Source organism: Rummeliibacillus pycnus (assembly GCF_050459865.1).
GTDB lineage: Bacteria > Bacillota > Bacilli > Bacillales_A > Planococcaceae > Rummeliibacillus > Rummeliibacillus pycnus_B.
Genome location: NZ_JBCMNM010000063.1, coordinates 1 through 26,593 on the forward strand (window position 1 = coordinate 1; position 26,593 = coordinate 26,593).

Here is a 26,593-nt window from a genome sequence, read left to right on the forward strand (position 1 = left end):
CATTTCAAGGATAGCGCCCGTTAATGGAATAACTGTAAAGCTAATGAAGCTTTTTTAAAAGCTGCGTTTCCCCGCCCAGGCTCCTTGCATTTTACTGAGGAATACAATTTGCCCAATATGATATGCGTTGTGCATTGCTAAACTCTTCAGTTCAAGCACTAATGGATTGTCATCGGGAATCGGTCTATACAAATCTTCTAGTTCTGATTTTGCTAGTATTTTTTCAAGTTCACGATGAACAGAAAAGTATTCTTGTTTTGTTTCCTTCCAATTTGAAAAGGTCTCAGTTGGTAATCGATATGTAGCGTCATTATTTTCTGCCTTTGGTTCATTTGCTGTTTCACCAAGAAAGCGTAACAGAATTCTCTTTTCATAGAAAAGTAAATGACAAACTAATTCCCAAATGGAATGTGCCCCCTCAACTGGTTTCCAAATTGCCTGTTCCAAAGTAATATTCTCTAGTACTTTTTCAAGTGGTGGAAACCAGTCTTCTTTATCTAAGCAGCTTGCCCATTGTTGTAACAAAAGTGTCCTTACATCCATTTTCTATTCCCTCCAATCATATATAATCCCTTTGTTCAATATTCATATGGGGCGTGTTGTTTTGTCATAACTAATAATTTCGAGATGAACCATCTGATTACCTCCCTTACTCCACAATCTGGCCCTTTAATGAAAAACACTTTCCTTATTCAAGGAAAGCGCCCGATAATTGAATAACGATTAACATTCTATTAGCTGGTTTAGTTCAATAAAAAAGGTCGTCTTAAAAGACAGCTCCGTTGTTTTTATTGCTGTTCGCTTTTTTCTGTGCTCGCCAATAATCATACTAGGAACCCCTGCAATCATACTCACCATAAAACTCCACATTACAAACCGCCAATTTGTTGTGAATATCGCCACTCCTATGAAAATTGCTAACTGCCCCACAAGTGCAAAACATGAAGCTATCCAAGCAATTTTTAGATTTTCTTTCATTCCCTTCACCCCTCTTATCTATTATTAATAGGATTGATCACATACCAAACTACTGTTTAGTTATATACCAATTATTTAAATCCCCTTATTTAAAGCAATTGCTATTCTCCATTCAACAGTTTTTTACTATATAAAGAATATTTTTACAATTATAATACATTAAACCTTTTTTGTTTTTCTTATATATACTTTCATCTTTTTCCTTCTTCAACTAAATACTTCGTTAGTTTAAGTGAATTCTTCACAATCTATACTATACAATTTATCATGTTATTCAACAATCTGGCCCTTTAATGGAGTATGTGTTATTAACACATTCTGTTCACCTTTATTCAATTTTTTGAAAATCCTCAATAAATTAATTAAAATTCACTTAAATTACTTAAATGAAAAGGGCAAAGTATCGCAAATTTTTTGCAAATATCGTATCTTTTATAGATTATATTCATGCTGGGCGCACTTAAAAAAGAGTAAACAGACCTTCTGTTTACTCTTTTTTCCTCAGAATTATTCTTTGTATCCAATTTTTTAAACATCCGACAATCAATACAAATTTACTTTGAACTACTTGAAACAGATCCCTTGCTCTCCAAATTGCTCACATAATTATTTTTTTGAGTTAATTTTATTTAACTCAGTTAATTTGAAGATTGCTTTAAACCATGATAAATCAGACTTAATCGAACTGAATTTACTGAGTTTAACTGGTTTGATTAAGATACTTTATCCAACTTGAATCAACAGTCATGTTAGCCTATTCAGATTTCGATGAAATACCCTTCCCACCTCTTGTTTTTAGGGTGCTGATTCTCTCCATTCCATTAATGATTGGTTTTGCACGCTTTATTAATGTTTGTGTAGCTTCAAGAGTTAGAGATTCTTGATGGGCAGCTTCATTACTCCACACTTCATAAACATATACAGAATTTGGTTCGTCTTCAGAAATATTCACGAGATATACCTCACATTCATCCAGATTCTTCATTGATTTTGCTGCTTCCAACAAAATATCTACCATTGTGTCACGTTCGCCTTCTTGGACCATAAACTTACCTAGCAAACTAAATTTGTTCATATTGTCCTCCTTAATTTTTTTATATGTTACTTGCTTCTGCACCCTAACACAATTATCCTTTGCATTTATAAAAACTGATACCTGCTATTTTCACTAAACTGCCTCATTAGTAATGTGTAACATTTCACAATAGATTTCTAAGATCTACTTGATGTTTCGGATAAAAAATAGACCATCGAAATGATTGTCTTGTTTAACTAAAGCACCCTATTGCTGAATATCGTTAGTGAAGTAAAGCACCCGTTAGTTCAATACAATGTATTATACGAAAGACGTGAAGGGTCGAAGATATACTATTCGTCTACATTACGAACTAAAAATCCCCTAATAAAGCTCCTACTTTTAAATTATCTCCCACCACTAACATTCATAATTTCTCCGAGGATATAATTTGAAGCATCGGAAGAAAGGAAGGCAATTACCTCTGCTATTTCCATAGGTGTTGCAGCTCGTTTAATAGGTACAGATGAAGCCATACGCTTAAGTCGATTATCGCCAGATGCAAATTTATCGTGAAAAGGTGTTTCTACCATTCCAGGTGCCACCCCATTCACGATAATTCCATGTTCAATTAACTCTCTGGACATTCCAATCGTCATTGTATTTATCGCCCCTTTAGCAGATGCGTAATGAATACTTTCTCCTGCACCTCCAATACGTGCAGCCGCTGAAGATACATTAATAATTTTTCCGCCTTTCTTCGGAATCATATGTCTTAATACAGCTTGAGAGCATAAGAGAACACTATTTACATTTAATTTGAACGTTTCTTCCCATAGCTCTTCACTCATATTCATAAATGTACTTTGGCGTATGCCACCACCAGCGTTATTAACTAAAACGTCAATTGTTCCAAATGAAGAAATAGCTTGTTCAACCATTGAGTTCACTTCTTCTTTATTAATAACATCAGCTTGAATTGCAATGGCGTCTCCATCTTTTTCTTGAATACGTTGGACGGCTTCCATGGCACCCTTCACATTTGAATTATAATTAATAATTACTTTAGCCCCTTTAGATGCCATTAACTCGGCCGTGGCAAGCCCAATACCTGAGCTTGCGCCTGTGATGAGAATAACCTTTCCTGATAAGTTATGCATAGCTACCCTCCTAACAAAATGTTTTTAATCGTAATTCTACATTTCACATCGTTAAACCTTTCGAAGAAGATTTTTATATATGAGAAATTAGGCTTTTGTTAGATTAAGCTAAGTTCAGTGTTTTTTGTTGAGCTAACCTGCTTCGTTAGCACATGAAGCGACTGCTCTTACAATCAGCTCCCGATAACACTATGAATTTTGTCAAAAAAAGAGCTATTAGGTTAGCATCTTCTTCATTAAATATTAATAAGGTACAGGATAAGTATCTACAAGGCAGTTTAACTGTAACTTTTCACTTTTTCTTACGATTGTTAAGGTAACAGTTGGATTATCAGTTTTTTCATTCAATGTTCTTTCAAATGATTCATATCCTCCAATTTCTTCTCCATCGATCTCCACTATAATATCTTCAGGTTTAATTCCAGCAGATGCGGCTGCAGAATCTTCCTTTACCTGTAAAACTCTTGTACCACTATCACTCTCATTTGTTGTGTGTACAATACCAATCCATACTTTCCAAAATTGTGCACGATTATCAGTATCAGTTTCATAGACACTCTTTAGATTTTCTAAGAATTGACTTGTACCAAATAACATATTTTCCTTCGTAGATGAATTCATTTTACCAATAAAGGAAGCCTGGTATTCAATACTCACCTGAATACCATTGTTAACTTCTTCCAAAGAAGTAATGGTAGTAAAATCCCCATCAAGGCTCTGAAGTACAAAGCGTTTCATTGAATCGATTTCTGTAAATACTCCCTCAGATGTTGCCCCCCAGCCATGATTCATATATCCTCTTCCACCTATACGAAATTCTATCTCAGCATTTTTTGTATACCAACGGTTTAAATGCTCAGGCTTAGTCAATGCATCCCAAATTTTCTTCAAAGGCGCTTTAACAACAATTTCTCTCTTAATGGAATCCTTAATCATCTTCATCTCGAAACTCTCCTTTTTCTACATAATTTTTTAGACTTACGAGCTGATCATCAAGTAGTTCTCCGATGTATTGAAGCATTTCATGGTAGGTTATTTGGAGTACGTTGAGATTTAGTGAATAGATACGATATTTCCCATTCAAGCTCTCCGAAATAATTCCCTCCTCCAATAAAATATTTAAATGCTTCTTAATTGCTGGTTGAGAGATATCAAATGCTTCGACTAACTCCTTTTGGGTTTTGTTTCCTTGTTTAAGCAAAATTAAAATCTTGCGCCGTGTTGCATCACCTAATGCTCGATAAACATCTGGCATTATCATTCCCTCACTTTTAACATATAACCGATTGGTTATATGTAATATAAACATAAGTAAAAATAATGTCAAGACTTTTCCGAAAAATATAAATATTCAATTACATCTAACGAACCTGCGCCCAAAATTGAAAAAGAAAAAGTTTTCTTAATAAACTATTTGTTGCTATCGCATACCAAAAGCCAACTGTATAAAGTTAATTTCAATTTCAGCAGATTACCGAATAAAGGTGAAGGAAACAAAAAAACAACTCCAAAATCAACGTTTATTGTAGATTTTGGAGTTGCTTTACGTTTACTCTATATTTTTTTCTAAAGTTACATCTGTATAGGAACTATCCTCACCTATATTTAAGAATATTTCACATTGACGTAATCTCAATTCAAATAGCGTTATCGAATCATGATAAACTTCAGGATTTGATCTCATATTCTGCAATCTATCTTGTTTTTCTTGTATTTCTATATGAGTGTTTTCTACAAATTGTTCCAACTCGCCAAATGAATTTCTGAAGAACAAATTAATGTCCCGCTCTAGTGCGTTTTCAAATAGCTCAAATTGCAAGAAAAATTGGTTCATAATAGAAGCCGTTGCATCGATATAATCTTCATTTTCTAAGTATTGTTTGTATTTGTTATAAACAAGAGCTTTATTTTTAGGAAGAACTCCAAATATTTTACCAGCACTTTTCAATAATAATTGTGTTGGTGTAAAACGGTGTAATATATTTACTTCGTCTATTTGTATTCTAGTTGTTATTCTATCAGTATCTCTGCGCCAGTCATCCAGCACTTTAAAGTCACCTTCTAACTGAATTCGATCTTCCCCACATAAATAATTAAGACCTTCACTGATTTCTTCTAAGTACGATTGACTTTGAAGGAACTCGTTATTAGAAGTTGCAATCCAATTTTGCATAGAGCGAGCAAGATTAGGTAATACAGTTTGTTTTAGATATTCTTGAACTCTTTCGTTCATTGCTGTATTTAGTTCAGTGTCAATGTGTGCAAAATCGCTCTCTTCACTAATTAAATCAGAACAACTCTGCAAAAGTTTTGGAATATGTTCTATAAGATCATTCGAAATTTCGTTTTTCATTGTACGATATGATTCTGTAATTAAATGAATTTTTTCCTTCTCAAAATCGGTAAGATTATGAATAAAGCCATTTAGTTTAACTAACATATCTTCATTCCAATTAATAGAATCTTCTAGGTTATTTTCCATCTCGATGCGTTTATTTAACAGATACGTAATTGTTTTTCGAATGAAAAACAATAGCTTTTCAGTACGCTCTGCATCGATATCTTTATGGTTAAATTTAAAATGAATAAATTCTGTTAAATCGTTTAGTTGTTGGTTATTTGTATATAACGAAGAGTAAGGGAAAATTTTCGCTTGCGGGAAATATACGTTTATTCTCGCTTGCGTATCATGTATAACCCTTTTTACTTCTGCTTCACTGTAAATGTTATCGATTTTATTTAATATGAAATGAATTTGTAGATTTGGTGTATGGTCTTGAATACTTAATAGAATGTCACGTTCTTTGTCAGTAAAAGGTGAATCCGCATTCAATATGAATAATAATTCGTCTGCAGTATTTAAATATTCGAATGTCTCATCTCTAGTATCGTTGTTCCTATTAAAGCTAGGTGTAACAACGAATGTAAGTTTATTTTCACTTAAAAACCTGCATGGTAAGTTAAATTCAACAGATGCTCTATCTCTATATGTTTGGCGGTTTAGAGGCATCATGTTAAGGTAATCAGAGAAATTCTCAATTGGTGTAATTGCTGAATCTGTGATAGCGTTAATTTCTGTATGTGCTTCATTTTTAAAGACAACTACATTTGAGATTGAGTTTTCTAATATGTTTTCTCCTAGTAAAGAGTTAATAAATGAAGCTTTTCCGTTTCCTGAAGTTCCAGTTATTAAAAGGCGATTTGTTCTTAAATCTGCAAGCTCACCAACTAACCAGCTAAAACGATTACCCATATCTAAATCATGTTTTTGTGCCCACTTTGTAATAGATTCAAATAGATGTAAACTATAGTCTATGCCATTCACATGATTAATAGAATATGACAATAGATTTTCCGCATGTTTTATATTTGCTGAATCTATAATGGATGGGAAAATCTCATCCCATGCTAATACTGCTGCTGATGGAATTACAGAATGGGATGGATTGACTATCTTTAACCAATTTGTTAAAAGATTTGGAACGATCTCGTGTAATTCTCTCAACATATATTTACCATGAATTAATTCAAAGTACGTTTCTTCGTAAAGAGAAGAAATTTCGTCCCATATCTCGGACGAGTGTATTTCCATATGTAAGAAAAGTTCATTTATTGTTGTAAGCCACAATAAATAAGTTTGTTCATTTTTATAGCTGTGCCAAAGTGATGAAACAATTTGCGTAAATTGTACTTGATCTACATTGTGTAATGTAACTAATACCTCATTAAAATAATCTGGTGCAATGGCTTTAGTAAATCCTTTATCAATATATTCTTTTAGAACCTCAAACCATGTGAAAGATTCTGTTCGAATTAGCTCATTCACAGCAAGCTCTACTGCACTGTCAAAATCTTGCTGTTCTTCATAAAAGGAACGTGCAATTGTTGTGACATTTGGATAATCAGGATTTAAAGAAACCGCTTCTTTAATAACAACGAAAGCCGAATCAAGATTATTTTGCTCAATGTAAAGTGACAGTAATTGCAATGCAATTTCGGTCAAAAGTGTTTTGTTATCAGTAGTAACGGAGGTATAAACATTTTCAGCAACTGATAGTTGGTTAAGTTCTACGTTGGCATCCGCAATATTTTTTTGTGCCCACGGTGCTAATTCATTACTGACTTTCTCCCATTTAAAAATAGCAGATTCAAAATCTTGATGATGATAATAATATTCACCTTGTGCAAAACGAATATAAGATACGTCGGAATTCTCATTTTTTTGTTCGTTTAAATAAGCTTCTCCAAGTACTTGAAGTGGTGGTTGTGTTTCATACTCCAATAGGAATGTTTTATAATATAACTTTTCTATTAATTGTTTTTCTAAACTCATTTTTTTCCTCACTATATCTTGAAGATTGCTTTTTTCTTCATTTATTAACACTTTTTTTGTATTTATGATATTTATTTTACCAAAGAATTTCTTTTGGAAAATTTCATTTATCTTTCATTTTTTAAGTTAGATTGAAATTTAATGAGAAAAGTTTCAGTTTTTTTTCAATTTCCTTTCAGTTGATAAACAAAACAAGTTATATCTTAACAATCTTCTAGTGATATTGACATAAATATCCAAAGAAAAAAAACCAGCTCCCCTCCGGAAACTGGTTTTTCTTTAGCACACTATGTATGCTGTCCATAAGTTAATAGATATGAGAATGGCCCAAAATAGCTTCTTTTTTCATACACCGCAACACAAGTGCTATACCGATTACTTCATGACCACTTTAATTAAATTCTGTGAGAAAAACTTTACAACTTCTTGATCAGATTCTTCATCCCGCTTTTTAAACCAATAAGGAATGAAGTTTATCGCACCTAAAATTAATAATTTCGCCAATTTTTTATTCTCGGAATGGAAATATCCTTCAGTAATTCCTTCTTCAATAATAGATTGAAAAATACTTTCATATTCATCTCTTTGTCGAAGAGCCTCTGCACGCATATCTCCAGAAAGCATATTAGCTCTGTTCACAACGCTGAAGACAGCATCATCTTCAACGATCAACATAATTAATGATTCCATCGCTGCTTCTAACTTTTCAGCTGGCGTTTTGTTGCTTTTAGCAATTTCCTTAATTCTTTCGATACACTCTGTTGCTACTAGCGTATGACATTGAAATAACAAATCTTCTTTACTCTCAACATAATAATAAATCGCGCCTTTTGTAATCCGAAGTTCGTTTGCAAGATCCTCGATTGTTGTTTGGAAGTATCCGTTTCTATTAAAAAGATTTGCTGCTGTTCTTAAAATTTCAAGCTTTTTTGCTATAGCCCTTTCCTCTCGAAATCCTGACATAAAAAACCACTCCTTTGACTATTTGTATCTTAACGAAGAATGACTCTCTTCGCAAGAGTCATGATAGAGAGACTCTTACAGATCCACTACTTGTACTTTCAAGCACACGAACGTATATACCAAAGGTCAATATGATTGATTTATCTTGTATCTATTCACTTAAATAATTTAAATTTTACTGAACCTTTGATAACTTCTTTTCCTTTTTGATTCTCTACGACAACCTGGAAAACTAAAATATCATCGTTCTTTTCAACAAGTTTTCCTTTAAGCGTAACAACTTCATCAATGAACAACATCGTTACAAAACGAATGTCATAATCTTGAATAAAACCTTCTTCATGGTAAGGCGTGAACAACTTCGCGAGATTACCCATCGTCCACATCCCATGAGCAATGACGCCTGGAAGTCCTACTTTTTTGGCTTCTGCTTCGACTGTATGTATCGGGTTAAAGTCACCGGAAGCAGCAGAGTACTCGATTAACTCGACGAGTGAAACTGGAGATAATTCAATTGGTTCCAATGATTCGCCAACTTGTAAATTTGCTAGAGTCATCATGGATTGATTCCCTTTCTAACTGCTTCACTAATCACGATGATTGCGGTCGACGTAAAAATTTTATGACCATCACGATCATCACCGTTACTTTCTATGACGAGAAAGCCCATAACTCCACTTCCACCCTTCTTTTCATAGTAATTTTTAATTTCTTTGTAGCAATAGACACTTTCCCCAACATAAAGTGGCCGCTCATAGTGAAAACTCTGTGTCCCATGGATCAGTCCTTTTTCTGGAAGATCAAGCCCTTCGATATTTCCATCGTCAAACGTACGCGGAAATGTGGCAGGGGCGATATTTCTTCCATGTCGTGAGTTTTTTGCAAATTCCGGATCCAAATAAATTGGGTGAGCATCTCCAATCGCATGTGCAAACTTACTTACAGTACTAGGCTCAACGATATTAAGAACCTGCGCAGAACGCTTGCCAATCATCTCTCGATACATAATCATTCCCCTTTCAATTTGCTGATCATACTCAACTAGCAGTTAACGATGTTCGCCATTTCCTTGTTAGGCTTTTGGTCCACCAGCAACATAAATCACTTGACCGTTAACGAATCCTGATGCTTCATCACAGAAAAATGCAACTGCATTTGCAATATCAGCAGGCTTCCCACCAAAGCCAACTGGAATTTGAGAAATAGCCGCTTTCATAAATTTCTCGAAAGAAACGCCAATTCTTTCTGCTGTTGCCCTCGTCATGTCTGTTTCAATAAAGCCCGGTGCAACCGAGTTTGCGGTAATCCCATAACGACCGAGTTCAAGTGCTAGTGTTTTTGTAAACCCTTGAAGTCCAGCTTTAGCAGCAGAATAGTTTGATTGTCCGGGATTTCCGAGGGCAGATGTTGATGATATGTTAACAATACGTCCATATTTATTTTCCACCATATACTTTTGAGCAGCACGCGAGCAGTTAAATGAACCTTTAAGGTGAACATCCATGACATACTGCCAATCTTCGTCTGTCATTTTAAACAAATAGTTATCACGAATAATCCCAGCGTTGTTCACAAGAATATCAACTTTTCCGAATTGATTCGCGACCGCCTTTACAGCACTTTCTACTTGGTCAGCCTCTACAATATTTGTGACTCGGGTCATCACTTGGTAACCACTTTCACGAAGTTCATTTGCCCCCACTTCTAATGATTGTTCATCAATGTCAAAAAGTGCGATCTTTGCACCTTCTTCAGCAAGCTTTTCTGCAATTGCATAGCCAATTCCACGGCTTCCCCCAGTAATAATTGCTACTCTACCATCAAATCTCCCCAATTTTATTCCTCCCTTTTCAAATTCATCTTAGCAACTCACCAAATTATACCATTTTTTCCTAACACCATCTTTTCCGCTATGGACAGTGGCTTTTACCACAGGGATTTACAGTCTACAAAATATATGAAGAGCAACCACTCGATTGCTCTTCTTTCTTCCTTTTCATTGCCTCTAAATTTCGAGAGTATCACGTGAAGAACTCGTCAAGATTTCTACACCTGTTTCCGTAACTAAGACCGTATCCTCAATGGTTAATCCAAACTGATTAGGAAAAATAACTTTTGGCTCAATTGCTAACACCATACCGGGCTCTAAGATCATTTCATTGAAGGAAGAAACGAGTGGCGGCTCATCCATTTCTAATCCGACACCATGCCCTACATATTTGAATCCATATTGTCCTAGTCCCATAAATTCTTTATTCAAATCATAGGAAAAAGCAATTTCCTCAGCTTTTGAATAAATGTCGGCCACTCTCTTTCCAGGCCGAATAGACTCTATTGTATGATCCAATATTTCATTTACGATTTTGTGTAGCTCTTTTTGCTTTTGAGTCGCCTTTCCGAAAACAAATGTCCGTGCCTCATCCACATGGTAACCTTGGGAAACTGTTCCTTTATCAATGACGACAAGATCCCCTTGGGCAACTTTTCGATCGCCTGCACCATACGGTCGACTTGGACTGCTTCCTGAACCTGTCATCGTTACCCAGTTACCAGAAATGACACTAGTATTTTCACCAAATGCGACAACTCCAAATGGTAAGCGATTACTTGATTCCCTTTGAATCATGTTACCTTCATCACCATAAGAGCTAGTAATCTTTTCAATTGTCTTTAAAAATTGTATTTCTGTCATGCCTTCTTGCAAGGCTTCTATTGCTTGTTCGAACCCTTTACGCGAAATTTGGGCTGTGTTTTTCAATTGTGAAACTTCCCAATTAGATTTAATCAGCCTGAGCGACCATACAATTTTTTGGACATCCACAAATGTAGCCTGAGGTAAGCTTTTCTTCAATCTTGAATAAAACTGAAGAGATGTCACATCAAAGGAAAGTCCAAGTACTACTTTTTTCTCTCCGTATACTTCTTCTATGACATCGATTAAAGTATTCATTCCCTGAGAAGGACGAATATCTGCTATATAACTGTCTTTTTTGCCACGTTCAAAATTAATTCGTACTAATAAAATCGGTGGTTGATGACTTGGTACTAAAAGAACGCTATGAACACCACTTCCTGTGAAATAAAAGATTTCTTCAGGGTGGAAAAAAATTGCACCATCAGTTTCTTCCGCTTGTAATTGCTGTTGAAGTTTCTCTATTCTTTTTTCATATTCATCTTTTTTTACTTGCATGCTCTCAACTCCTTATGCCTCTACATCTTTTCGAAGTGGAGGTCAGTACGTTGTACGTTATTCGGAATAGGTTACTTTCAAACTGTGCTTCATTATTTTCCCCGAAGCATTCCGTGGCAATTGTTGTGCAAAATGAACTTGTTTTGGAATTTTATAACCCGCAAGTTTTCCGCGGCAAAAGTCTTGCAATTCCTGTTCATTAACACTGCTTTCTTCCTTTAACACAACAATCGCAGTGGCAACTTCTCCATACACTTCGTGGGGAAGTCCGATCATCGCCACTTCTTCAATTTCTGGATGCATCGCTAATACATTTTCTACTTCCGCTGAATAAATATTTTCATCGCCACTCACAATCATATCTTTCTTTCGATCTACCACAAAATATTCCCCAGTCTCTAATCGAACCCCGATATCCCCCGTATAATACCAACCATCGATGACGGCCTCGGCTGTTTTATCAGGTTCTTGCCAATATCCTTTCATAACGGTATCACCTTTAACGATAAGTTCACCCGCTTCGTTATCCGGGACTTGATTGCCATTATTGTCTACCAGTTTGACAAGCATTCCGTATATCGGTTTTCCTGCACCTAAACCAGAAGCTTTAATTCCTGGTAAAAGATCCATCTTTTTAATTTCTTTTCCTAATGTTTTGGGAGAAATAATATTACTCATGACATGTGCTGTATTTTCAGTCATCCCATAGATATTGGCAACGACTACATCATCATCTTCTTCAAACCTTTCAAAAAACTTGCTCAGTGTATCTGCTGAAGAAAACCCACCACCTGTTGAAACTGTTTTCAAGCTTGTCAGATCATATTCTTGAATGACAGGGTCATTTGAAAAGATTTTCAATTGGGTTGCGGTGATATCAAGATCATTCACCTTATATTGTTCGATGACTTTGGCTATTCTTTCAGTTGAGAAGTTAGCGAAAACACATGTCATACCCATTGCTATTTTGTTCAAGCCCATCATCACGCCAATATGAAAAAAGGGAAATAAACACATGCCGATATAGTGACGATAACGTGGTAATTCAATCAATTGATAACTACACATTTGTGTCATGTTTTTATGTGTAATCATCGCACCTTTAGGCCTGCCCGTTGTCCCACTCGTATAGCAAAGAAAGGCGATATCATCTTCTACTACACCACAGTCAATCTCAGTAGAATCAGCATCCTGAAGCATCTCTTCATAATTAAGACTCTTTTCATCTTTTTCACCCACCGAAACAAAATTTTTAACTTCTGGTAAGTCATTTATTATAGTAGCTATTTTTTCTTTAAAAACATCCTCATAAATGAGCGTATTTGCACCTGAGTGATTAATAATATAAATCAGTTCAGTAGGTGCAAGTCTCGTATTTAAAGGAACTGCAATTCCGCCAATACCAAAAATACCGAAATACAATTCAAAGTATTCAGGTCTGTTGTTGAGTAAAAGTACGACTCTGTCGCCTTTTTTAATCATTAAATTAAAAAGACTGTTAGAAACTTTATTAATTCTGTTATAAAATTGTTGGTAAGTACGTTCCACTTCGTTAAAAACCGTGGCTGTCTTCGTTCCATATTCCATCACAACATTTTTAATCAAATTTTTCATTATCATACAGAATTAACTCCTTTTACAAAGTCATTTACAAAGCCATTTTCTTCGCTATGATTAACTTCATAATTTCATTTGTCCCGGCATAAATAGCCGAAACCGGGGCATCTCTATATCTTCTAGCGATTTCATACTCCTCCATATAACCATATCCCCCAAATAATTGCATACATTGAGAGGCAACTCTTTTCGTCATTTCTGTTACCCACCATTTTGCCATTGAAACTTCTTTCACAATCTGCTTATTTTCCATATGATTTATGATTAGCTTATCTAAAAATGTACGTCCCAATTCGATTTCAGTAGCCAATTCCGCTATCTTAAATTGTGTGTTCTGGAACTTGCTTATTGATTGACCAAAAGCACTTCTTTCCTTTACATAGTCAACCGTCAATTCTAATATCTTTTCTGCCGCAGCTTGGGCTTGAATTGAGACAACTAATCTTTCCTGTTGTAGCTTTTCCATTAAATAATAAAAGCCCCGTCCTTCTTCACCTAAAAGATTACTAGCTGGAACTTGTGCATCTTCAAAAATTAATTCTGCCGTATCTTGACAATGAAGACCAACCTTATTTAATGTTTTTCCCTTTGTAAAACCTTTCGTTCCTTGTTCCACTACAAGAAGACTAATCCCTTTATGACCTTCATTTGTGCTTGTTTTACAAGCAACGACTACCAAATCGGCATGAATCCCATTCGTTATAAAAGTTTTCTCACCATTGACAATATAATGATCACCGTCACGAATTGCCGTTGTTTTAATATTCGCCAAATCTGAACCTGTTCCAGGTTCCGTCATCGCTATCGCGGTTATCTTCTCTCCAGTAATACATCCCGGTAACCACCGTTTTTTTTGTTCTTCACTTCCAAACGTATCCAGGTAAGGAACAACGATATCGTTATGATTCGAAACACCAATTAAACCAGCGCCGACTCGCTCTAGCTCTTCAATTAATATGACTGAAAATCCAAAGTCAGTTTCCATTCCACCATATTCCTCATTAAGGTGCGGAGATAGAAATCCATTACTGCCCATCTTTCGCCAAAAATCCCGTGGAATTATACGTTCCGCTTCCCATTCATCGTAATAAGGGTAAGCCTCTTTTTCTAAAAACTTTTTTAGAGATGTTCTAAAGATTTGGTGTTCATCTTTTACATACATTATGAAATGTGCCCCTTTCACATAACACTGCTATTAATAATTCCTGCCTGTCCGTATCTACTTTACAGCCCCACACTCTTTATAACGAGGGGGGCCTTTAATAGTGTAAAAAAAAGGAAGATAGGCTAGGCTATTCCCTAGCATCCGCTTATATTTCCAATTTCTAGACTATATTTGGATGACCAAACCCAAGATGTTTTCTAAGCTCTTGAATGATCTCGCCATGAGTACAGTCCTCTTTAACAGCAGCAATGATCGCTTCAAAGATATTAATAGTCGGATCTTTCGCTGCGATTTCAATTTGTTCAAGCGCTTTCTGGACTTTACTTTGGTCGCGATTTTTCTTAAAGTTTTCTAGACGTTTTAAATGTTTTTCGACAAGTTCTGGCGCTACTCTTGTTAATGGAGGTCGTTTATCTTCACTTTCATCAATTTGGTATTTATTCACACCTACAACTGTTCGTTCTAGATTATCGATGGCGCGCTGATGTTTCTCTGCGGATTCACCGATTTCTCTTTGAATATATCCCGTTCTTACTGCCTCAAGCATGCCGCCCATTTCATCAATTTCATGAATATATGCCCATGCTTTTTCTTCCATTTGATCTGTTAACTGCTCCATATAATAGGAACCGCCAAGTGGATCGATCACATCAGCAAGTCCCGCTTCTTCTGCTAAAATATTTTGTGTGTTAATCGCAATCCTTGCCGCTTCTTCGATTGGCGTACCCAACGCTTCATCATATGAGTCCGTGTGTAGAGACTGGGCACCACCAAGAATTCCTGCGATCGCTTGGACCGTTACTCTAATAATATTATTTAATGGTTGCTGTCTCGTTAAATCCGCTCCCGAAGTTTGCCCGTGAAACTTAAATCTCATCGAACGAGGGTCTTGCGCTCCAAAACGTTCCTTTAACAACTTTGCCCAAATTCTTTTACCCGCACGAAACTTTGCTGCTTCTTCAAACATACTAATGCTAATATCGTAAAAGAAAGTAAATCGTGGTGCGAACGAGTCAATCGGTAATCCACGTTTTAAAGTTTCTTCAATGTACGTAATTCCACTTGAAATGGTAAATGCTAATGCTTGTGCTGGAGTTGCTCCGGCTTGTTGCATATGCTGGCCAACAATACTGACCGGATTCCAATTTGGTACATGCTTATTTGTATATTCAATATGATCGAGTAAAATTCTTAAACTTCCTTCTAATGAGATACGATAAAACATGTGGTTTGCAACATAATGCGAGATAAAATCAGATTGGTTACTCGTTCCTGTTATTTCGGAATATGGAATCCCTCTTTCTTCTGCTAAAACGAGCAGCATCGCCAAACCTGTAAAACCAATCGGATCATTTAAGCCAACACTAATATCCTCAATGGCGATTTGGTCAAAAGCTATTCTCATATCTTCCATTGTATTAATCGGCGTCCCGCATGTTCCCACTAAAAGCGAATCAACCATATCCGCATCATAGCCTCGATAAAAGCTATTACAATAAATGATGCTGACCGCGTTGGAACCTGCTCTTATCAATTCTCGTTGCCTTTGATTGAATCGTTCTGGTGTGTCTAATCCTATTAATTGCCTTCGACTCCACCCGCGTCCTCGATACATCGTTGGATATAATCCACGTGTAAACGGGTACTGACCTGGAAAAGAACTTTCCGGTTTCTCTATATCTTCTACTGTATATAATGGTTTAATTGGAATTCCTGATCTGTTGTATTTTAGGTCTTGCTCTGGCGCTAGTTTTCTGACCTTCTCATATTCTTTTCTCCATTCTTCATGCTGGAGATTATTGGACTCTGTCATAATCAACACCTCATTTCTCAATAGTTTTTCCCATCATTTCTTCAACACTACTAACAATTGAATCTAATGTTTCGCCTGGATGAAACACTTTTTCAACCCCAGCCTTTAACAACATTTCCTCATCTTCATCAGGAACAATTCCACCTACAATCACCTTTTTATCCTCCAGCCCTACTTCTTTCAGGGCGTCCATTAGCTTCGGAATAATTAAGTGATCATAAGCCAATGAACTAATAGCAATAATATCCGCATCTTCTTGTAGGATAATATTGACGACATCTTCTATACGCTGCCATGGACTTGTATAAATCACTTCCATTCCAGCATTTCTAAAAGCACTTGCTACAACCCTTGCACCTCGATCATGTCCGTCTAGTCCAATCTTTGTTACCAGAACTTTTATCGGTCTGTTCATAGTACAATTTCCCCCTCTTCGTAGTTTCACACTTTCATATTGACGAAAAATTCTGAAAATAAATAATCTGCCGCTTGTTCCGGATATATGTCTTTCTTATAAACTTCATCAACAAAGGTACTCCAATTCGCACTATCCATGACTTCTTCTTTCATAAATCCCCAAAATTTATCTTTTATACTTTCCATTAACTTATAATAGGCATGTGACTTTTCAATCTGCTCTCGCTCTCCTGTGTCGTTTATCTCCTGCCATCTTTCTTCAACCTTATCTACAAGTTCAGTGATGCCTGTCTCTTTTACTGGTGATGTCATGATGATTGGCACTTGCTTTCGATTAATAGCCGCTTCTGTACTAAGAATTTTTTGAATTTGATGGGCGGTAGTTTTAGCAGTTGGTAAATCCGCTTTATTAACGACAAAAATATCAGCAATTTCCATAATCCCTGCTTTTTGAGCCTGAATTTCATCACCTAACCCAGGTGCTGTTACAACCAGCGTCGTATGTGCCAAATTCATGATCTCCACTTCCGTTTGACCCGAGCCTACTGTTTCTATTAATATTGCATCGAACCCGAATGCTTCAAAGAGTGTAATCACATTACGCACGGATTTAGCTAAACCGCCAACTTCTCCTCTAGATGCCATACTTCTAATAAAAATATCAGACGTTTTTTGAGCTGAGATCATTCGAATTCGATCTCCTAAAATCGCCCCTCTTGAAAATGGACTACTCGGATCAACTGCGAGAACTGCAACGCTTTTCCCGTTATCGCTCAACATTTCAGCCACTTTATCTACAAGTGTACTTTTTCCAGTTCCAGGAGAACCTGTGATGCCAATAATATGCGATCCACCTGTACTCGAGTATAGTTTAGAGATTATTTCTAAATAGTCTTCATCATTATTTTCAACAATAGTAATGGCCCTTGCTAAAGCGCTTACTTTTCTAGACTTAATATTTTCTACCATTTGATCAACATCAAGATGTTTGATTGTTAACGCCCCCTTCTCGCTACTCTTCAACGCTAACTAACATCGCTATGGCTGGTCCCCCACCAGCACATAATGTAGCAATGCCATATCTCTTTCCTTTTATTCCTAGTTCCATAAGAAGACTTCCTACTAATCTAGCACCCGTATTTCCAGGGGGATGACCTAGTGCAATGGCTCCTCCATTGACGTTCACAATATCCATTGGAAAACCTAGTTCCTTTATACACGCCAATGCTTGAGCACCAAAAGCTTCATTGATTTCCAATAAACCAATATCTTCGACTGCTAGTTTATTTCTTTCTAGTAATCGTTTCACTGCTGGTACCGGCCCATATCCCATAATCTCCGGCGCAACACTAATAGATACTGTATCTTTAATAAATCCTAAAACAGGGAAATTGTTTTCTTTCGCATACTCTTTTTCCATTAAGACAAGTGCCGCAGCTCCATCACTTAATGGTGGCGAGTTCCCCGCCGTCGAAATCCCAACTTTATCAAACACAGGTTGCAATCTACTTAAATCCGCAATTTTCGTATTAGGACGAGAACACTCGTCTTCACTAATAATCATTTCTTCGCCTTTTTTACCAGCTATTTTAACAGGTACGATTTCACGATCAAAACGTCCACTGCTAATTGCTTTCGCAGCTTTTTGCTGACTTTCTAAAGCAAATGCGTCCGTTTCCTCTCTTGTGAGGGAAGCATTTTTGCCCACGGTTTCGGCCGTATTCCCCATATTTGTCCCAGAAAAAGCATCATCTAAACCATCATAATAAAGTCCATCTTCTAGACTCTTTCTTCCTCTTACATGTCCCCAGCGTCCTGAAACGTCGAGAAACGGAACACCACTCATACTTTCAAACCCACCGGCCACAACGACACGGGCCTTTCCTAATCTTATTTGATCAGACGCAATATCGATTGCACGTATTCCAGAAGAACATTGTTGATTAATTGAAATTGCTGGAGCTTCCACGTTAACACCTGCTCGTATGGCTGCTTGACGTGCAGGGTTTGCCTTTAAGCCTGCTTGCCAAACCACTCCCATAACAACTTCATCAATTTGTTCAGCGCTTACACCCGCTCTCTTGATTGCCTCTTCAATTGCAATTGTCCCAAGATCAACTGCTGTCAAATCTTTAAAAGCACCTCCGAACCTCCCTATAGGTGTTCGTGCAAATGATACTACAGCTACATCTTTCATAAGTAATCCGGCTCCCTTCCGCATTTATTAACCAAAAGCTATTTTTTATAATAAAACTTTAAGTGCCGAACAATTGGAACATCTAATTACACTAAACATAAGCACCTTCCAAGGAGTAGCCGGCACCCTATACATACTTGCATTTCAGTAAAAAAAGAACTACAAATACAAATTTTGAACTTTGAGTATGTTTTTAACTATATATTTAAATTATACCGTTATCAGAATATTGTCAATCTTTAATTATTTAAGTAGTTAGTTATTTTAATATAGTATCCGCTCAAAAGAATAATCTTTTTTGAAAATTACCCGGAACTAAAATTTTTACTTCCTCCATTTTTATTTTTAAAAAATGTTAAATGAAAAATAACGCAATAATAGATTGAATATTATGAACATTCCACTCATAACATCTATTAAATGTTTATTAGAAATTTGAACATATATTTAAATCTGAGGTATTGAAATCAATAAAGGTGGTGAATAGAATTTCGTGATGTAGTGATTGTTGCTGTAGGCATAATGAATCTCGGCTATTTTTAGCATATATTTCAAAAGATCGAGCGAAGATTAGAAATTGAAGATATGGAATTTATAATGACCAAAATGTGAAAACTCTAATTAATACATGGGAGGATTTAGTATGAATTCTTTTGAATATAAAAAGTATTGGAATGAAGAAAGGGAAACTTTAAATCCAGAAGTGAGAAATAAACTTATATTAAAAAGAATTAAAGACCAATTGGAGTATGTCTATAACAAATTACCTTTTTATAGAAAACATTATGATAATCATAACTTTAAGCCATCGGATGTAAAAACTTTAGAAGATTTCACAACTAAGGTTCCTGTGATCACGAAAAAGATGCTCGTTGAAGATCAAAAAAACAATCCTATTTTCGGAAGTTACGCAGGTCAATTTAAACCGGAAGAAATTGCTCGTATACAGGGATCAAGTGGGACCTCCGGAACGCCAACTTTTTATCAAGTGAGTAAAGATGATTGGGAGAGAGCAGCCGAAATGCATGCGATGGCATTATGGTCAACTGGATTGAGACCAACAGACACAATCCAATTCGGCTTTGCTTTTTCAATGTTTTTTGGCGGTTGGGGAATATTACAAGGAGCAGAAAAACTAGGGGCTACGATATTTCCATTAGGTGCTACAGAATCAAACAAACATTTAGATTTAATTGAAAGATTACAACCGACTACTTTTGTTGGTACAATTTCCTATTGTATGCATTTACTGGATAAAGCACGAAGTCGAGGCATCGATTTATCCCAAAGCTCAGTAAAAAGAATCATCGCAGCCGGAGAAACAGGCGCATCTTTGCCAAATACGAGAGAAATCGTCACGAAAGGCTGGGGTGCTAGTTTGTTTGATACTGGCTCTACTTCAGAAATGTACCCATTCATGACGAATACATCTTGTGAAGCCCAGGAAGGAGTCCATCTTTATCAAGACGAGGTTTTCACTGAAATTGTAAATTCAGAGGATCCCCATAGCTCAATCCCTATGGGCGAAAAAGGAGCAGTTGTGTACACGCATCTATGGAGAAAATCACAACCAATGATTCGTTTTTGGTCAGGAGATGAAAGTTATATGACTGATGAGCCCTGTTCCTGCGGGAGAACATATCCACGTTTACCACAAGGGGTGCTTGGCCGTTTAGACGATATGTTAATCATTCGAGGGGTGAATATTTATCCAAGTGCAATTGAAAATGCCGTTCGATCATTAAATTGGAGTGGAGCGGAGTATCAAATTATTCTGGATAAAAAAGGGTCATTAGACGAAATGACAATTAACATAGAATACCAAGACCAATTTAAAAATGATAATCTACAATCCTTTGAAGGAGAAGCAGCAGAGTTGTTCAAAAATAAATTTGGGGTTCGTGTAGGCGTTAATCTCGTAGAACAAGGAATTATTCCTGAAACTGTTTTCAAAGCTAGAAGAGTTGTAGATAATCGTAGTAAAAAGAGCTAAAGGCTTTGCAAAATAGACATCTTTCCCTGTGCGCCATTATAAAACTTCCTCTCATTGTCAATCTGATAACGTCAATGAGACAAGAATCTTTATAATGGCCATTTTTTCGGATTATAATTCTTTAGTTTTTTACGGCACTAATGATTCCACCATATCTATTCTACTTGTTTAGCAATTTCTCCTCCATCAATACACCCTTAAATGTTCCTGTACTGTAAATGAGACGGTTTCCACTTACTTCAGATTGAATCCACTTTTCAGCAATACTACATTCAGAGAATTCCATATAAATCGGGATATGTGGGAATTTGTTGGACAATTCGATTCCCGCCCACAAATCAAGATGATCTTCATGCTGCTTCGATAGTGAAAAAAGCGTCCCTACTATTTGAAGAAATGCACCTGTTAGTTAAAAATAATAAATAAATATCCAATACAAAAAAACCAGCTCCCCTCCGGAAACTGGTTTTTCTTTAGCACACTATGTATGCTGTCCATGGAATTGGTCCCCCTCTGTGGACGTCCTTCCAATCATTCAATTACTAAAATCTTACTCTTGCAATTGGTAGTGCTAGTATTTTGCATCAGTTATAATGTCTGTATTTGAACTGATAATTTTTCTTGTGCTTTTTCAATTTGGATTTTTACTTGATCGAAGCCTGTTCCACCTAGGGAATGACGACGTTTAACAGCTGCCTCTGGTGCTAATACATCGTACACATCTGCTTCGATAAGATTACTCGCCTCTTGCAAGTTCTCAAGAGGTAAGTCTAATAAATAAATTCCGCGTTGAATGCAAAGGTATACTAATTTACCAGTTACTGCGTGCGCCTCACGGAATGGCATACCTTTTGTTGCTAAATAATCCGCAAGCTCGGTTGCATTTGAAAAATCTTGTTGAACAGCTTTGTTCAACGTTTCTTTTGCAACAGTCATGGTACGAATCATGCCTTCAAAGATTTTAAGCGCACCGACAATTGTATGAAGTGTATCAAACATTCCTTCTTTGTCTTCCTGCATATCTTTGTTATAAGCAAGTGGGATGCCTTTTAAGACTGTCAACAATCCCATTAGATTGCCGTATACACGGCCTGCTTTCCCACGAATTAGTTCAGCCATATCAGGATTTTTTTTCTGTGGCATAATACTTGAACCTGTTGAGAAGGCATCATCTAACTCGATGAATTTGAATTCTTCACTTGACCAAAGAATAATTTCTTCAGCAAATCTTGATAAATGAGCCATTAATAATGAACTATTGCTTAAAAATTCTACGATAAAGTCTCGATCACTTACTGCATCCATACTGTTTTGATAAACAGATGAGAAGCCCATTAGTTTTGCACTCATTTCACGATCAATCGGGAATGTTGTTCCTGCAAGAGCTCCTGCCCCAAGTGGAGAGATATCTATACGTTTAAGCGACTCGCTAAAACGTTCTTTATCTCTTTCTAACATCCAGAAGTATGTCATTAAATGATGCGCAAAGGAAATAGGTTGTGCACGTTGTAAATGCGTATATCCAGGTGCAAGGGTATCAATGTTTGCCTCTGCTTGATTGACAATCGCTTCTTGGAATTTCGCAATTAGCTCAACGACTTCTTTCACACGCTTTTTCAAGAATAAATGCATATCCGTTGCAACTTGGTCGTTTCGACTACGGCCTGTATGAAGTTTACCTCCAACAGGACCGACCAAATCGATTAACATCTTCTCAAGATTTAAATGAATATCTTCGTTTGCTACTGAAAATGTAAGCTCATTATTTTGAGCTTTTACTTTTAATTGTTCAAGGCCATCTTTTATCGTGCTGACTTCATCTTGATCAAGGATGCCGGTTTCGCCAAGCATGGTTACATGGGCAATACTACCTTCTAAATCCTCTGTTACAAGCTGTTGGTCAAACCCGATGGATGCTCCAAATTCGTCTACCCATTGTTCTGCAGATTTTTGGAAGCGACCTCCCCAAAGTTTACCACTCATGCTTGCACCTTCTTTGCTCCTTTGTTGTTGACCATTGAATTAACTTTTGTAGGAAGACCAAATAATTCAATAAAGCCTACGGCAGATGCATGGTTGAATTCGTCCTCTTTTGTATAAGTAGCTAATTTTTCGTCATATAAAGAGTTTGGTGATTTACGTCCTTCCACAATTGCGTGACCTTTAAATAATTTCACACGAACTGTACCATTTACGTATTTTTGAGTTTCTTTTAAGAATGCTTCAATTGCAACACGTAATGGAGAGAACCATAGACCATCATAAATAATTTCAGTTAATTTTTTCTCGATAACTGGTTTAAAGTGAGCTAATTCTTTTACAAGTGTAATATCTTCCAATTCTTTATGAGCTAGAAGTAAAGTGTGAGCACCTGGTACTTCGTATACTTCACGTGATTTAATACCGACAAGTCTGTTTTCAACATGGTCAATACGTCCAACACCATGTTTACCAGCTAATTCGTTCAATTTTAAGATTAAATCGGCTAGTTTATATTGCACACCATCAAGAGCAACTGGAACACCTTGTTCAAATTCGATTTCGATCACATCTGGTGTATTTGGTGCATCTTCAAGTGCAACTGTTAACTCATATGCATCTGCAGGAGGTGCAGCCCAAGGATCTTCTAAAATACCACATTCGTTAGCACGGCCCCATAAGTTTTGGTCGATTGAAAATGGGCTATCTAAATTGATTGGTATCGGAATATTTTTTTCTTTTGCATATTCGATTTCTTCTTCACGGCTCCAAGCCCACTCACGAACAGGTGCTAGAACTTCTAAATCTGGATTTAAAGCTTTAATTGAAACTTCGAAACGAACTTGGTCATTCCCTTTACCTGTGCAACCATGTGCTACAGCAACTGCACCAGTTTTTTCAGCTATTTCTACTAATTTTTTTGAAATTAGAGGACGAGATAAAGCTGAAACTAAAGGATATTTTTGTTCATACCAAGTATGACCTTGTAATGAGATTAAAGCATATTCTTCAGCGAATTCGTCTTTTGCATCAACGATATAAGATTCAACCGCTCCAACTTCAAGTGCTTTCTTTTGAACAAAGTCTAAGTCTTTACCCTCACCAACATCTAAGCAACAAGCTACTACGTCATAACCTTTGTCTTTTAACCATTGAATCGCTACGGAAGTATCTAAACCACCTGAATATGCTAACACTAATTTTTTTGCCATCTTACATTCCTCCATGTCTCACAATGTATGTTTATACGTTATTTATTAATATTTATGCATTCATCGTAACATGGAATAAAAATGAATACAAGTGTATTTTCTTGCATTTTTCTAAAAAATTATAAATATAAATCAATTTAAAATATGCAATGTAAAAATAATGTAATTTTCGATAAAATCCAGTGAATTAAACAGAAAAATAACGACTCAAATTATTCTTTAGAGTCGCTACTTTAATAAACTTATATAATATTAATCAATGTAATGTGTTATTTAACAAATGTTTATTAATGAAGCTGAATACAAACAGCGCTTTAAAAAAATGAATAAAAGAGATTTAATACAGCAAATGTATACGTTATTCATTTTTTATTGAAGAAGTTCTTCCCCATTTTCTCTACAATACTAGGAGCGATTGCATATAATTTACTTGAAATCCCCATATACCACGGTAAGTTTACTTCTCTTGTTTTCTTACCAATGGTATTAATTGTAGCATTCGCCACTTTTTCAGGATCTAGCAATACATGTTTCATCGCTTTTCTATATGAAGCTGTTTTGTCAGCATGGTCGATAAAGGGTGTATCAATCGGCCCTGGATGAATACAAGTAACATCAATATGAAATGGTGCTAGTTCCATTCGCAGTGCATTCGTATATCCAATCATCGCATGTTTCGTTGCAGCGTAAATTGCTGCCTTAGGCGTTGCAACTTTACCAGCTTGTGATCCAATGAAAATGAGTTGACCATGTTGTTGTGTTTTCATCTTAGACGCAATATGTTTTGTAAGAAGCATCGGTGCTTGAATATTCACTTGCAGCATTTTCAATAAATCTTCATCTAGAATCTCGGTTGCATATTCAAAAGTACCTATCCCAGCAGAAAAAATAGCAATATCAATCTGAGGTAACTGCTCAGCTAAAGCCTTTACTCCTGATTGAGTAGATAAATCACTCTCGAAAACGGTCATGTTCCTTTTAGCTAATTCGTTTAATACTTTGTTATTTCTCCCAGTCGCAATAATATGATGCCCTTTTTCCGCCAATTTTATTGCAATTAGTCGGCCGACACCTGAAGTTGCACCGGTTATTAATATCGTTTTACTTTTTTGCATACCAGTATACACCGTTCTCATCTTTTTCTTCTGTAATAAAGTCGTTATCTAATAAATAGTCTGTTTGTCCAATTGTTTGCGATAAAGTTAAACCAAGTTCTCTTTCGTAATGTGCTGGGAAAATTTCTACATTTAGTTCAAAAATAGTTTTTGGTCGTTCTTCTAACATATCGAGTACTCTCATTGCACGAAGATGTTGTTTTTCTAGTCTTGCATTAACCAATTCATGAACATTCGTTATTTCCTCACCATGTCCACTATAAAGAATATCAATTGGTAATGTTAATAGTTTTTTTAAGGACTCATTATATTGTAATAGGGACTTAGATCTTTTTGCTTTAGGGTTCAACGGCGGTTCGATAAGAGGATTCGATGAAATTTTTGCAATTAATAGATCTCCGCCAATCATTGCTTTTTTTTCTTCGTTCCAAAAGACTAAATGACTTTGTGCATGTCCAAGCGTTTCAATTGCAACTAAACCCTTATGTCCAGGAATCTCTTGACCATTATGGATAATTCCTGTTAATGTTCGCTCACCAAGCATTTCTACAGATCGTGTCATTTTCTTTACCCAAAATAAATACTTTTCTGGAACCCCTTCTTCTTTCATACGATCCATGTAAAAATCATAGTGTGAATTAATAAATACTGGATCTCTACGAAGCCATGCATCAACATATACATGCCCAAGTACTTCAGCATTTGGAAAAGCATCAATCCATCCAACATGGTCAGGATGATGGTGAGTTAAAATTACTTGTTCAATATCGCCCATTCGATATCCAGCATTTTTTACACCTTCCTTTAATGCTTCTAAAGCTTCAGGTGTTTTCGTACCTACGTCAATAATGGATAGTGCATCATCTTTTAATATATATGAATTCACTGTTCCTTCTGGAAAAGGTACAGGAGTTACAATTTTTTGAATCATACTTAGGCCCCTTTAAATGAATACTTATTCAATTTATTGTACAGTTTTTTTTGAAAAACGTCATCTTATTACATTGACAAATTGACTTTCATTCCCTATACTCACATTTATATATGTTAAGCAATGACGAAGAATAGTACAAAGGATTCGGAGTTTACAGAGAGTGTGATCATTGGCTGCAAGTCACATAACCATGTTCTTTTGGAACCTACTTCTGAGCAACTGTGAAAACACAGTCGCATCTCTGCGATAAAGAGAATTTAAGTTGTGCTACAGCTAGTAGCAAAACAAGGTGGTACCGCGGAATCAAGCATTTTCGTCCTTATATTAAGGATGAAAATGCTTTTTTATTTAAATCCTCTGTTAAATGATGTTGTTGAAATATTATTTCATCTAAATGAGCAGAAGGCGGAGACTCCTACAGGAAAAGCTAAGAGGGCACTGAAAAAGTAAAAAAAGATGTAAATTTATGAAAAAATCCTGAAATAGCTATCTTAGTTGAAGTGGAATTAGCG

The 26,593-nt window shown here is 36.1% G+C and carries 24 protein-coding genes and 1 other annotated feature; of the genes, 1 reads left to right on the forward strand and 23 read right to left on the reverse strand.

The annotated features are described in order from the left end of the window. Positions 1–54: 54 nt before the first annotated feature. The 18 genes from ABE048_RS13395 to ABE048_RS13480 form a co-directional block, all read right to left on the reverse strand. Complete coding sequence (locus ABE048_RS13395; RefSeq protein ID WP_430311760.1) at positions 55–543, reverse strand: DinB family protein; 489 nt, start codon at positions 541–543, stop codon at positions 55–57. A gap of 180 nt (positions 544–723) precedes the next feature. Continuing rightward, the gene (locus tag ABE048_RS13400) at positions 724–978 is read right to left on the reverse strand and encodes a hypothetical protein (RefSeq protein WP_430311761.1); all 255 of its coding nucleotides are present in this window, start codon (positions 976–978) and stop codon (positions 724–726) included. Positions 979–1,732: 754 nt separating this feature from the next. Beyond that, positions 1,733–2,053, reverse strand: a complete 321-nt coding sequence (locus ABE048_RS13405; RefSeq protein WP_430311762.1) for a putative quinol monooxygenase — start codon at positions 2,051–2,053, stop codon at positions 1,733–1,735. Positions 2,054–2,400: 347 nt separating this feature from the next. Beyond that, complete coding sequence (locus tag ABE048_RS13410) at positions 2,401–3,153, reverse strand: SDR family NAD(P)-dependent oxidoreductase (protein WP_430311763.1); 753 nt, start codon at positions 3,151–3,153, stop codon at positions 2,401–2,403. A 243-nt stretch (positions 3,154–3,396) separates the two neighbouring features. After that, positions 3,397–4,095 carry an SRPBCC domain-containing protein gene (locus ABE048_RS13415; RefSeq protein ID WP_430311764.1) on the reverse strand — a complete coding sequence of 233 codons (699 nt, stop codon included), beginning with the start codon at positions 4,093–4,095 and terminating at the stop codon, positions 3,397–3,399. Further along, a complete protein-coding gene (locus tag ABE048_RS13420; RefSeq protein ID WP_430311765.1) occupies positions 4,082–4,408 on the reverse strand; it encodes a metalloregulator ArsR/SmtB family transcription factor in 327 nt (108 codons plus the stop codon). The genes ABE048_RS13415 and ABE048_RS13420 overlap by 14 nt, the downstream gene beginning before the upstream one ends. A 294-nt stretch (positions 4,409–4,702) precedes the next feature. Next, positions 4,703–7,486, reverse strand: coding sequence for a dynamin family protein (locus tag ABE048_RS13425; RefSeq protein ID WP_430311766.1), 2,784 nt, complete (start codon positions 7,484–7,486; stop codon positions 4,703–4,705). A 375-nt stretch (positions 7,487–7,861) separates the two neighbouring features. Then, positions 7,862–8,449 (reverse strand): TetR family transcriptional regulator, encoded by a 588-nt coding sequence (locus ABE048_RS13430; protein WP_430311767.1) that lies wholly within the window; start codon positions 8,447–8,449, stop codon positions 7,862–7,864. 155 nt (positions 8,450–8,604) lie between these two features. Beyond that, positions 8,605–9,009, reverse strand: coding sequence for a MaoC/PaaZ C-terminal domain-containing protein (locus tag ABE048_RS13435; protein WP_430311768.1), 405 nt, complete (start codon positions 9,007–9,009; stop codon positions 8,605–8,607). Continuing rightward, entirely contained in the window at positions 9,006–9,455 is a 450-nt protein-coding gene (locus ABE048_RS13440; protein WP_430311769.1) for a MaoC family dehydratase N-terminal domain-containing protein, read from the reverse strand. Before ABE048_RS13440 ends, ABE048_RS13435 begins: the two co-directional genes overlap by 4 nt. Before the next feature lie 66 nt (positions 9,456–9,521). Further along, entirely contained in the window at positions 9,522–10,283 is a 762-nt protein-coding gene (locus ABE048_RS13445; RefSeq protein ID WP_430311770.1) for an SDR family NAD(P)-dependent oxidoreductase, read from the reverse strand. Between the two features lie 171 nt (positions 10,284–10,454). Then, complete coding sequence (locus ABE048_RS13450; protein ID WP_430311771.1) at positions 10,455–11,639, reverse strand: M24 family metallopeptidase; 1,185 nt, start codon at positions 11,637–11,639, stop codon at positions 10,455–10,457. A 57-nt stretch (positions 11,640–11,696) separates the two neighbouring features. Beyond that, the gene (locus ABE048_RS13455) at positions 11,697–13,259 is read right to left on the reverse strand and encodes a class I adenylate-forming enzyme family protein (protein ID WP_430311772.1); all 1,563 of its coding nucleotides are present in this window, start codon (positions 13,257–13,259) and stop codon (positions 11,697–11,699) included. 28 nt (positions 13,260–13,287) lie between these two features. Beyond that, the gene (locus ABE048_RS13460) at positions 13,288–14,418 is read right to left on the reverse strand and encodes an acyl-CoA dehydrogenase family protein (protein ID WP_430311773.1); all 1,131 of its coding nucleotides are present in this window, start codon (positions 14,416–14,418) and stop codon (positions 13,288–13,290) included. 163 nt (positions 14,419–14,581) lie between these two features. Further along, positions 14,582–16,234, reverse strand: coding sequence for an acyl-CoA mutase large subunit family protein (locus tag ABE048_RS13465; protein ID WP_430311774.1), 1,653 nt, complete (start codon positions 16,232–16,234; stop codon positions 14,582–14,584). A gap of 10 nt (positions 16,235–16,244) precedes the next feature. Beyond that, positions 16,245–16,649, reverse strand: coding sequence for a cobalamin B12-binding domain-containing protein (locus tag ABE048_RS13470; protein ID WP_430311775.1), 405 nt, complete (start codon positions 16,647–16,649; stop codon positions 16,245–16,247). Between the two features lie 26 nt (positions 16,650–16,675). Beyond that, entirely contained in the window at positions 16,676–17,674 is a 999-nt protein-coding gene (meaB, locus tag ABE048_RS13475; RefSeq protein WP_430311776.1) for a methylmalonyl Co-A mutase-associated GTPase MeaB, read from the reverse strand. Then, entirely contained in the window at positions 17,664–18,848 is a 1,185-nt protein-coding gene (locus tag ABE048_RS13480; protein WP_430311777.1) for a thiolase family protein, read from the reverse strand. Before ABE048_RS13480 ends, meaB begins: the two co-directional genes overlap by 11 nt. 643 nt (positions 18,849–19,491) lie before the next feature. On the opposite strand from ABE048_RS13480, the gene ABE048_RS13485 reads away from it, so the two are divergent. Next, a complete protein-coding gene (locus ABE048_RS13485; protein ID WP_430311778.1) occupies positions 19,492–20,841 on the forward strand; it encodes a phenylacetate--CoA ligase family protein in 1,350 nt (449 codons plus the stop codon). A gap of 160 nt (positions 20,842–21,001) precedes the next feature. Here ABE048_RS13485 and ABE048_RS13490 read toward each other — a convergent pair whose 3' ends face one another. The 5 genes from ABE048_RS13490 to ABE048_RS13510 form a co-directional block, all read right to left on the reverse strand. Beyond that, positions 21,002–21,160, reverse strand: coding sequence for a hypothetical protein (locus tag ABE048_RS13490; RefSeq protein WP_430311779.1), 159 nt, complete (start codon positions 21,158–21,160; stop codon positions 21,002–21,004). Between the two features lie 269 nt (positions 21,161–21,429). Continuing rightward, positions 21,430–22,824, reverse strand: a complete 1,395-nt coding sequence (gene argH, locus ABE048_RS13495; protein WP_430311780.1) for an argininosuccinate lyase — start codon at positions 22,822–22,824, stop codon at positions 21,430–21,432. After that, on the reverse strand, positions 22,821–24,032 hold the full coding sequence (locus ABE048_RS13500; RefSeq protein WP_430311781.1) for an argininosuccinate synthase: 1,212 nt from the start codon (positions 24,030–24,032) through the stop codon (positions 22,821–22,823). Before ABE048_RS13500 ends, argH begins: the two co-directional genes overlap by 4 nt. A gap of 362 nt (positions 24,033–24,394) precedes the next feature. After that, positions 24,395–25,147, reverse strand: coding sequence for an SDR family NAD(P)-dependent oxidoreductase (locus ABE048_RS13505; RefSeq protein WP_430311782.1), 753 nt, complete (start codon positions 25,145–25,147; stop codon positions 24,395–24,397). Then, complete coding sequence (locus tag ABE048_RS13510; protein ID WP_430311783.1) at positions 25,134–26,078, reverse strand: MBL fold metallo-hydrolase; 945 nt, start codon at positions 26,076–26,078, stop codon at positions 25,134–25,136. Before ABE048_RS13510 ends, ABE048_RS13505 begins: the two co-directional genes overlap by 14 nt. A 114-nt stretch (positions 26,079–26,192) precedes the next feature. Beyond that, positions 26,193–26,405, forward strand: a binding site (T-box leader). The last annotated feature ends 188 nt before the right edge of the window (positions 26,406–26,593 follow it).

Excerpts from the sequence above, each read along its gene's own strand:
- ABE048_RS13395 (WP_430311760.1), bottom strand. The coding sequence starts at position 543 with ATGGATGTAAGGACACTTTTGTTACAACAATGGGCAAGCTGCTTAGAT.
- ABE048_RS13400 (WP_430311761.1), bottom strand. The coding sequence starts at position 978 with ATGAAAGAAAATCTAAAAATTGCTTGGATAGCTTCATGTTTTGCACTT.
- ABE048_RS13405 (WP_430311762.1), bottom strand. The coding sequence starts at position 2,053 with ATGAACAAATTTAGTTTGCTAGGTAAGTTTATGGTCCAAGAAGGCGAA.
- ABE048_RS13410 (WP_430311763.1), bottom strand. The coding sequence starts at position 3,153 with ATGCATAACTTATCAGGAAAGGTTATTCTCATCACAGGCGCAAGCTCA.
- ABE048_RS13415 (WP_430311764.1), bottom strand. The coding sequence starts at position 4,095 with ATGAAGATGATTAAGGATTCCATTAAGAGAGAAATTGTTGTTAAAGCG.
- ABE048_RS13420 (WP_430311765.1), bottom strand. The coding sequence starts at position 4,408 with ATGCCAGATGTTTATCGAGCATTAGGTGATGCAACACGGCGCAAGATT.
- ABE048_RS13425 (WP_430311766.1), bottom strand. The coding sequence starts at position 7,486 with ATGAGTTTAGAAAAACAATTAATAGAAAAGTTATATTATAAAACATTC.
- ABE048_RS13430 (WP_430311767.1), bottom strand. The coding sequence starts at position 8,449 with ATGTCAGGATTTCGAGAGGAAAGGGCTATAGCAAAAAAGCTTGAAATT.
- ABE048_RS13435 (WP_430311768.1), bottom strand. The coding sequence starts at position 9,009 with ATGATGACTCTAGCAAATTTACAAGTTGGCGAATCATTGGAACCAATT.
- ABE048_RS13440 (WP_430311769.1), bottom strand. The coding sequence starts at position 9,455 with ATGTATCGAGAGATGATTGGCAAGCGTTCTGCGCAGGTTCTTAATATC.
- ABE048_RS13450 (WP_430311771.1), bottom strand. The coding sequence starts at position 11,639 with ATGCAAGTAAAAAAAGATGAATATGAAAAAAGAATAGAGAAACTTCAA.
- ABE048_RS13455 (WP_430311772.1), bottom strand. The coding sequence starts at position 13,259 with ATGATAATGAAAAATTTGATTAAAAATGTTGTGATGGAATATGGAACG.
- ABE048_RS13460 (WP_430311773.1), bottom strand. The coding sequence starts at position 14,418 with ATGTATGTAAAAGATGAACACCAAATCTTTAGAACATCTCTAAAAAAG.
- ABE048_RS13465 (WP_430311774.1), bottom strand. The coding sequence starts at position 16,234 with ATGACAGAGTCCAATAATCTCCAGCATGAAGAATGGAGAAAAGAATAT.
- ABE048_RS13470 (WP_430311775.1), bottom strand. The coding sequence starts at position 16,649 with ATGAACAGACCGATAAAAGTTCTGGTAACAAAGATTGGACTAGACGGA.
- ABE048_RS13480 (WP_430311777.1), bottom strand. The coding sequence starts at position 18,848 with ATGAAAGATGTAGCTGTAGTATCATTTGCACGAACACCTATAGGGAGG.
- ABE048_RS13485 (WP_430311778.1), top strand. The coding sequence starts at position 19,492 with ATGAATTCTTTTGAATATAAAAAGTATTGGAATGAAGAAAGGGAAACT.
- argH (WP_430311780.1), bottom strand. The coding sequence starts at position 22,824 with ATGAGTGGTAAACTTTGGGGAGGTCGCTTCCAAAAATCTGCAGAACAA.
- ABE048_RS13500 (WP_430311781.1), bottom strand. The coding sequence starts at position 24,032 with ATGGCAAAAAAATTAGTGTTAGCATATTCAGGTGGTTTAGATACTTCC.
- ABE048_RS13505 (WP_430311782.1), bottom strand. The coding sequence starts at position 25,147 with ATGCAAAAAAGTAAAACGATATTAATAACCGGTGCAACTTCAGGTGTC.
- ABE048_RS13510 (WP_430311783.1), bottom strand. The coding sequence starts at position 26,078 with ATGATTCAAAAAATTGTAACTCCTGTACCTTTTCCAGAAGGAACAGTG.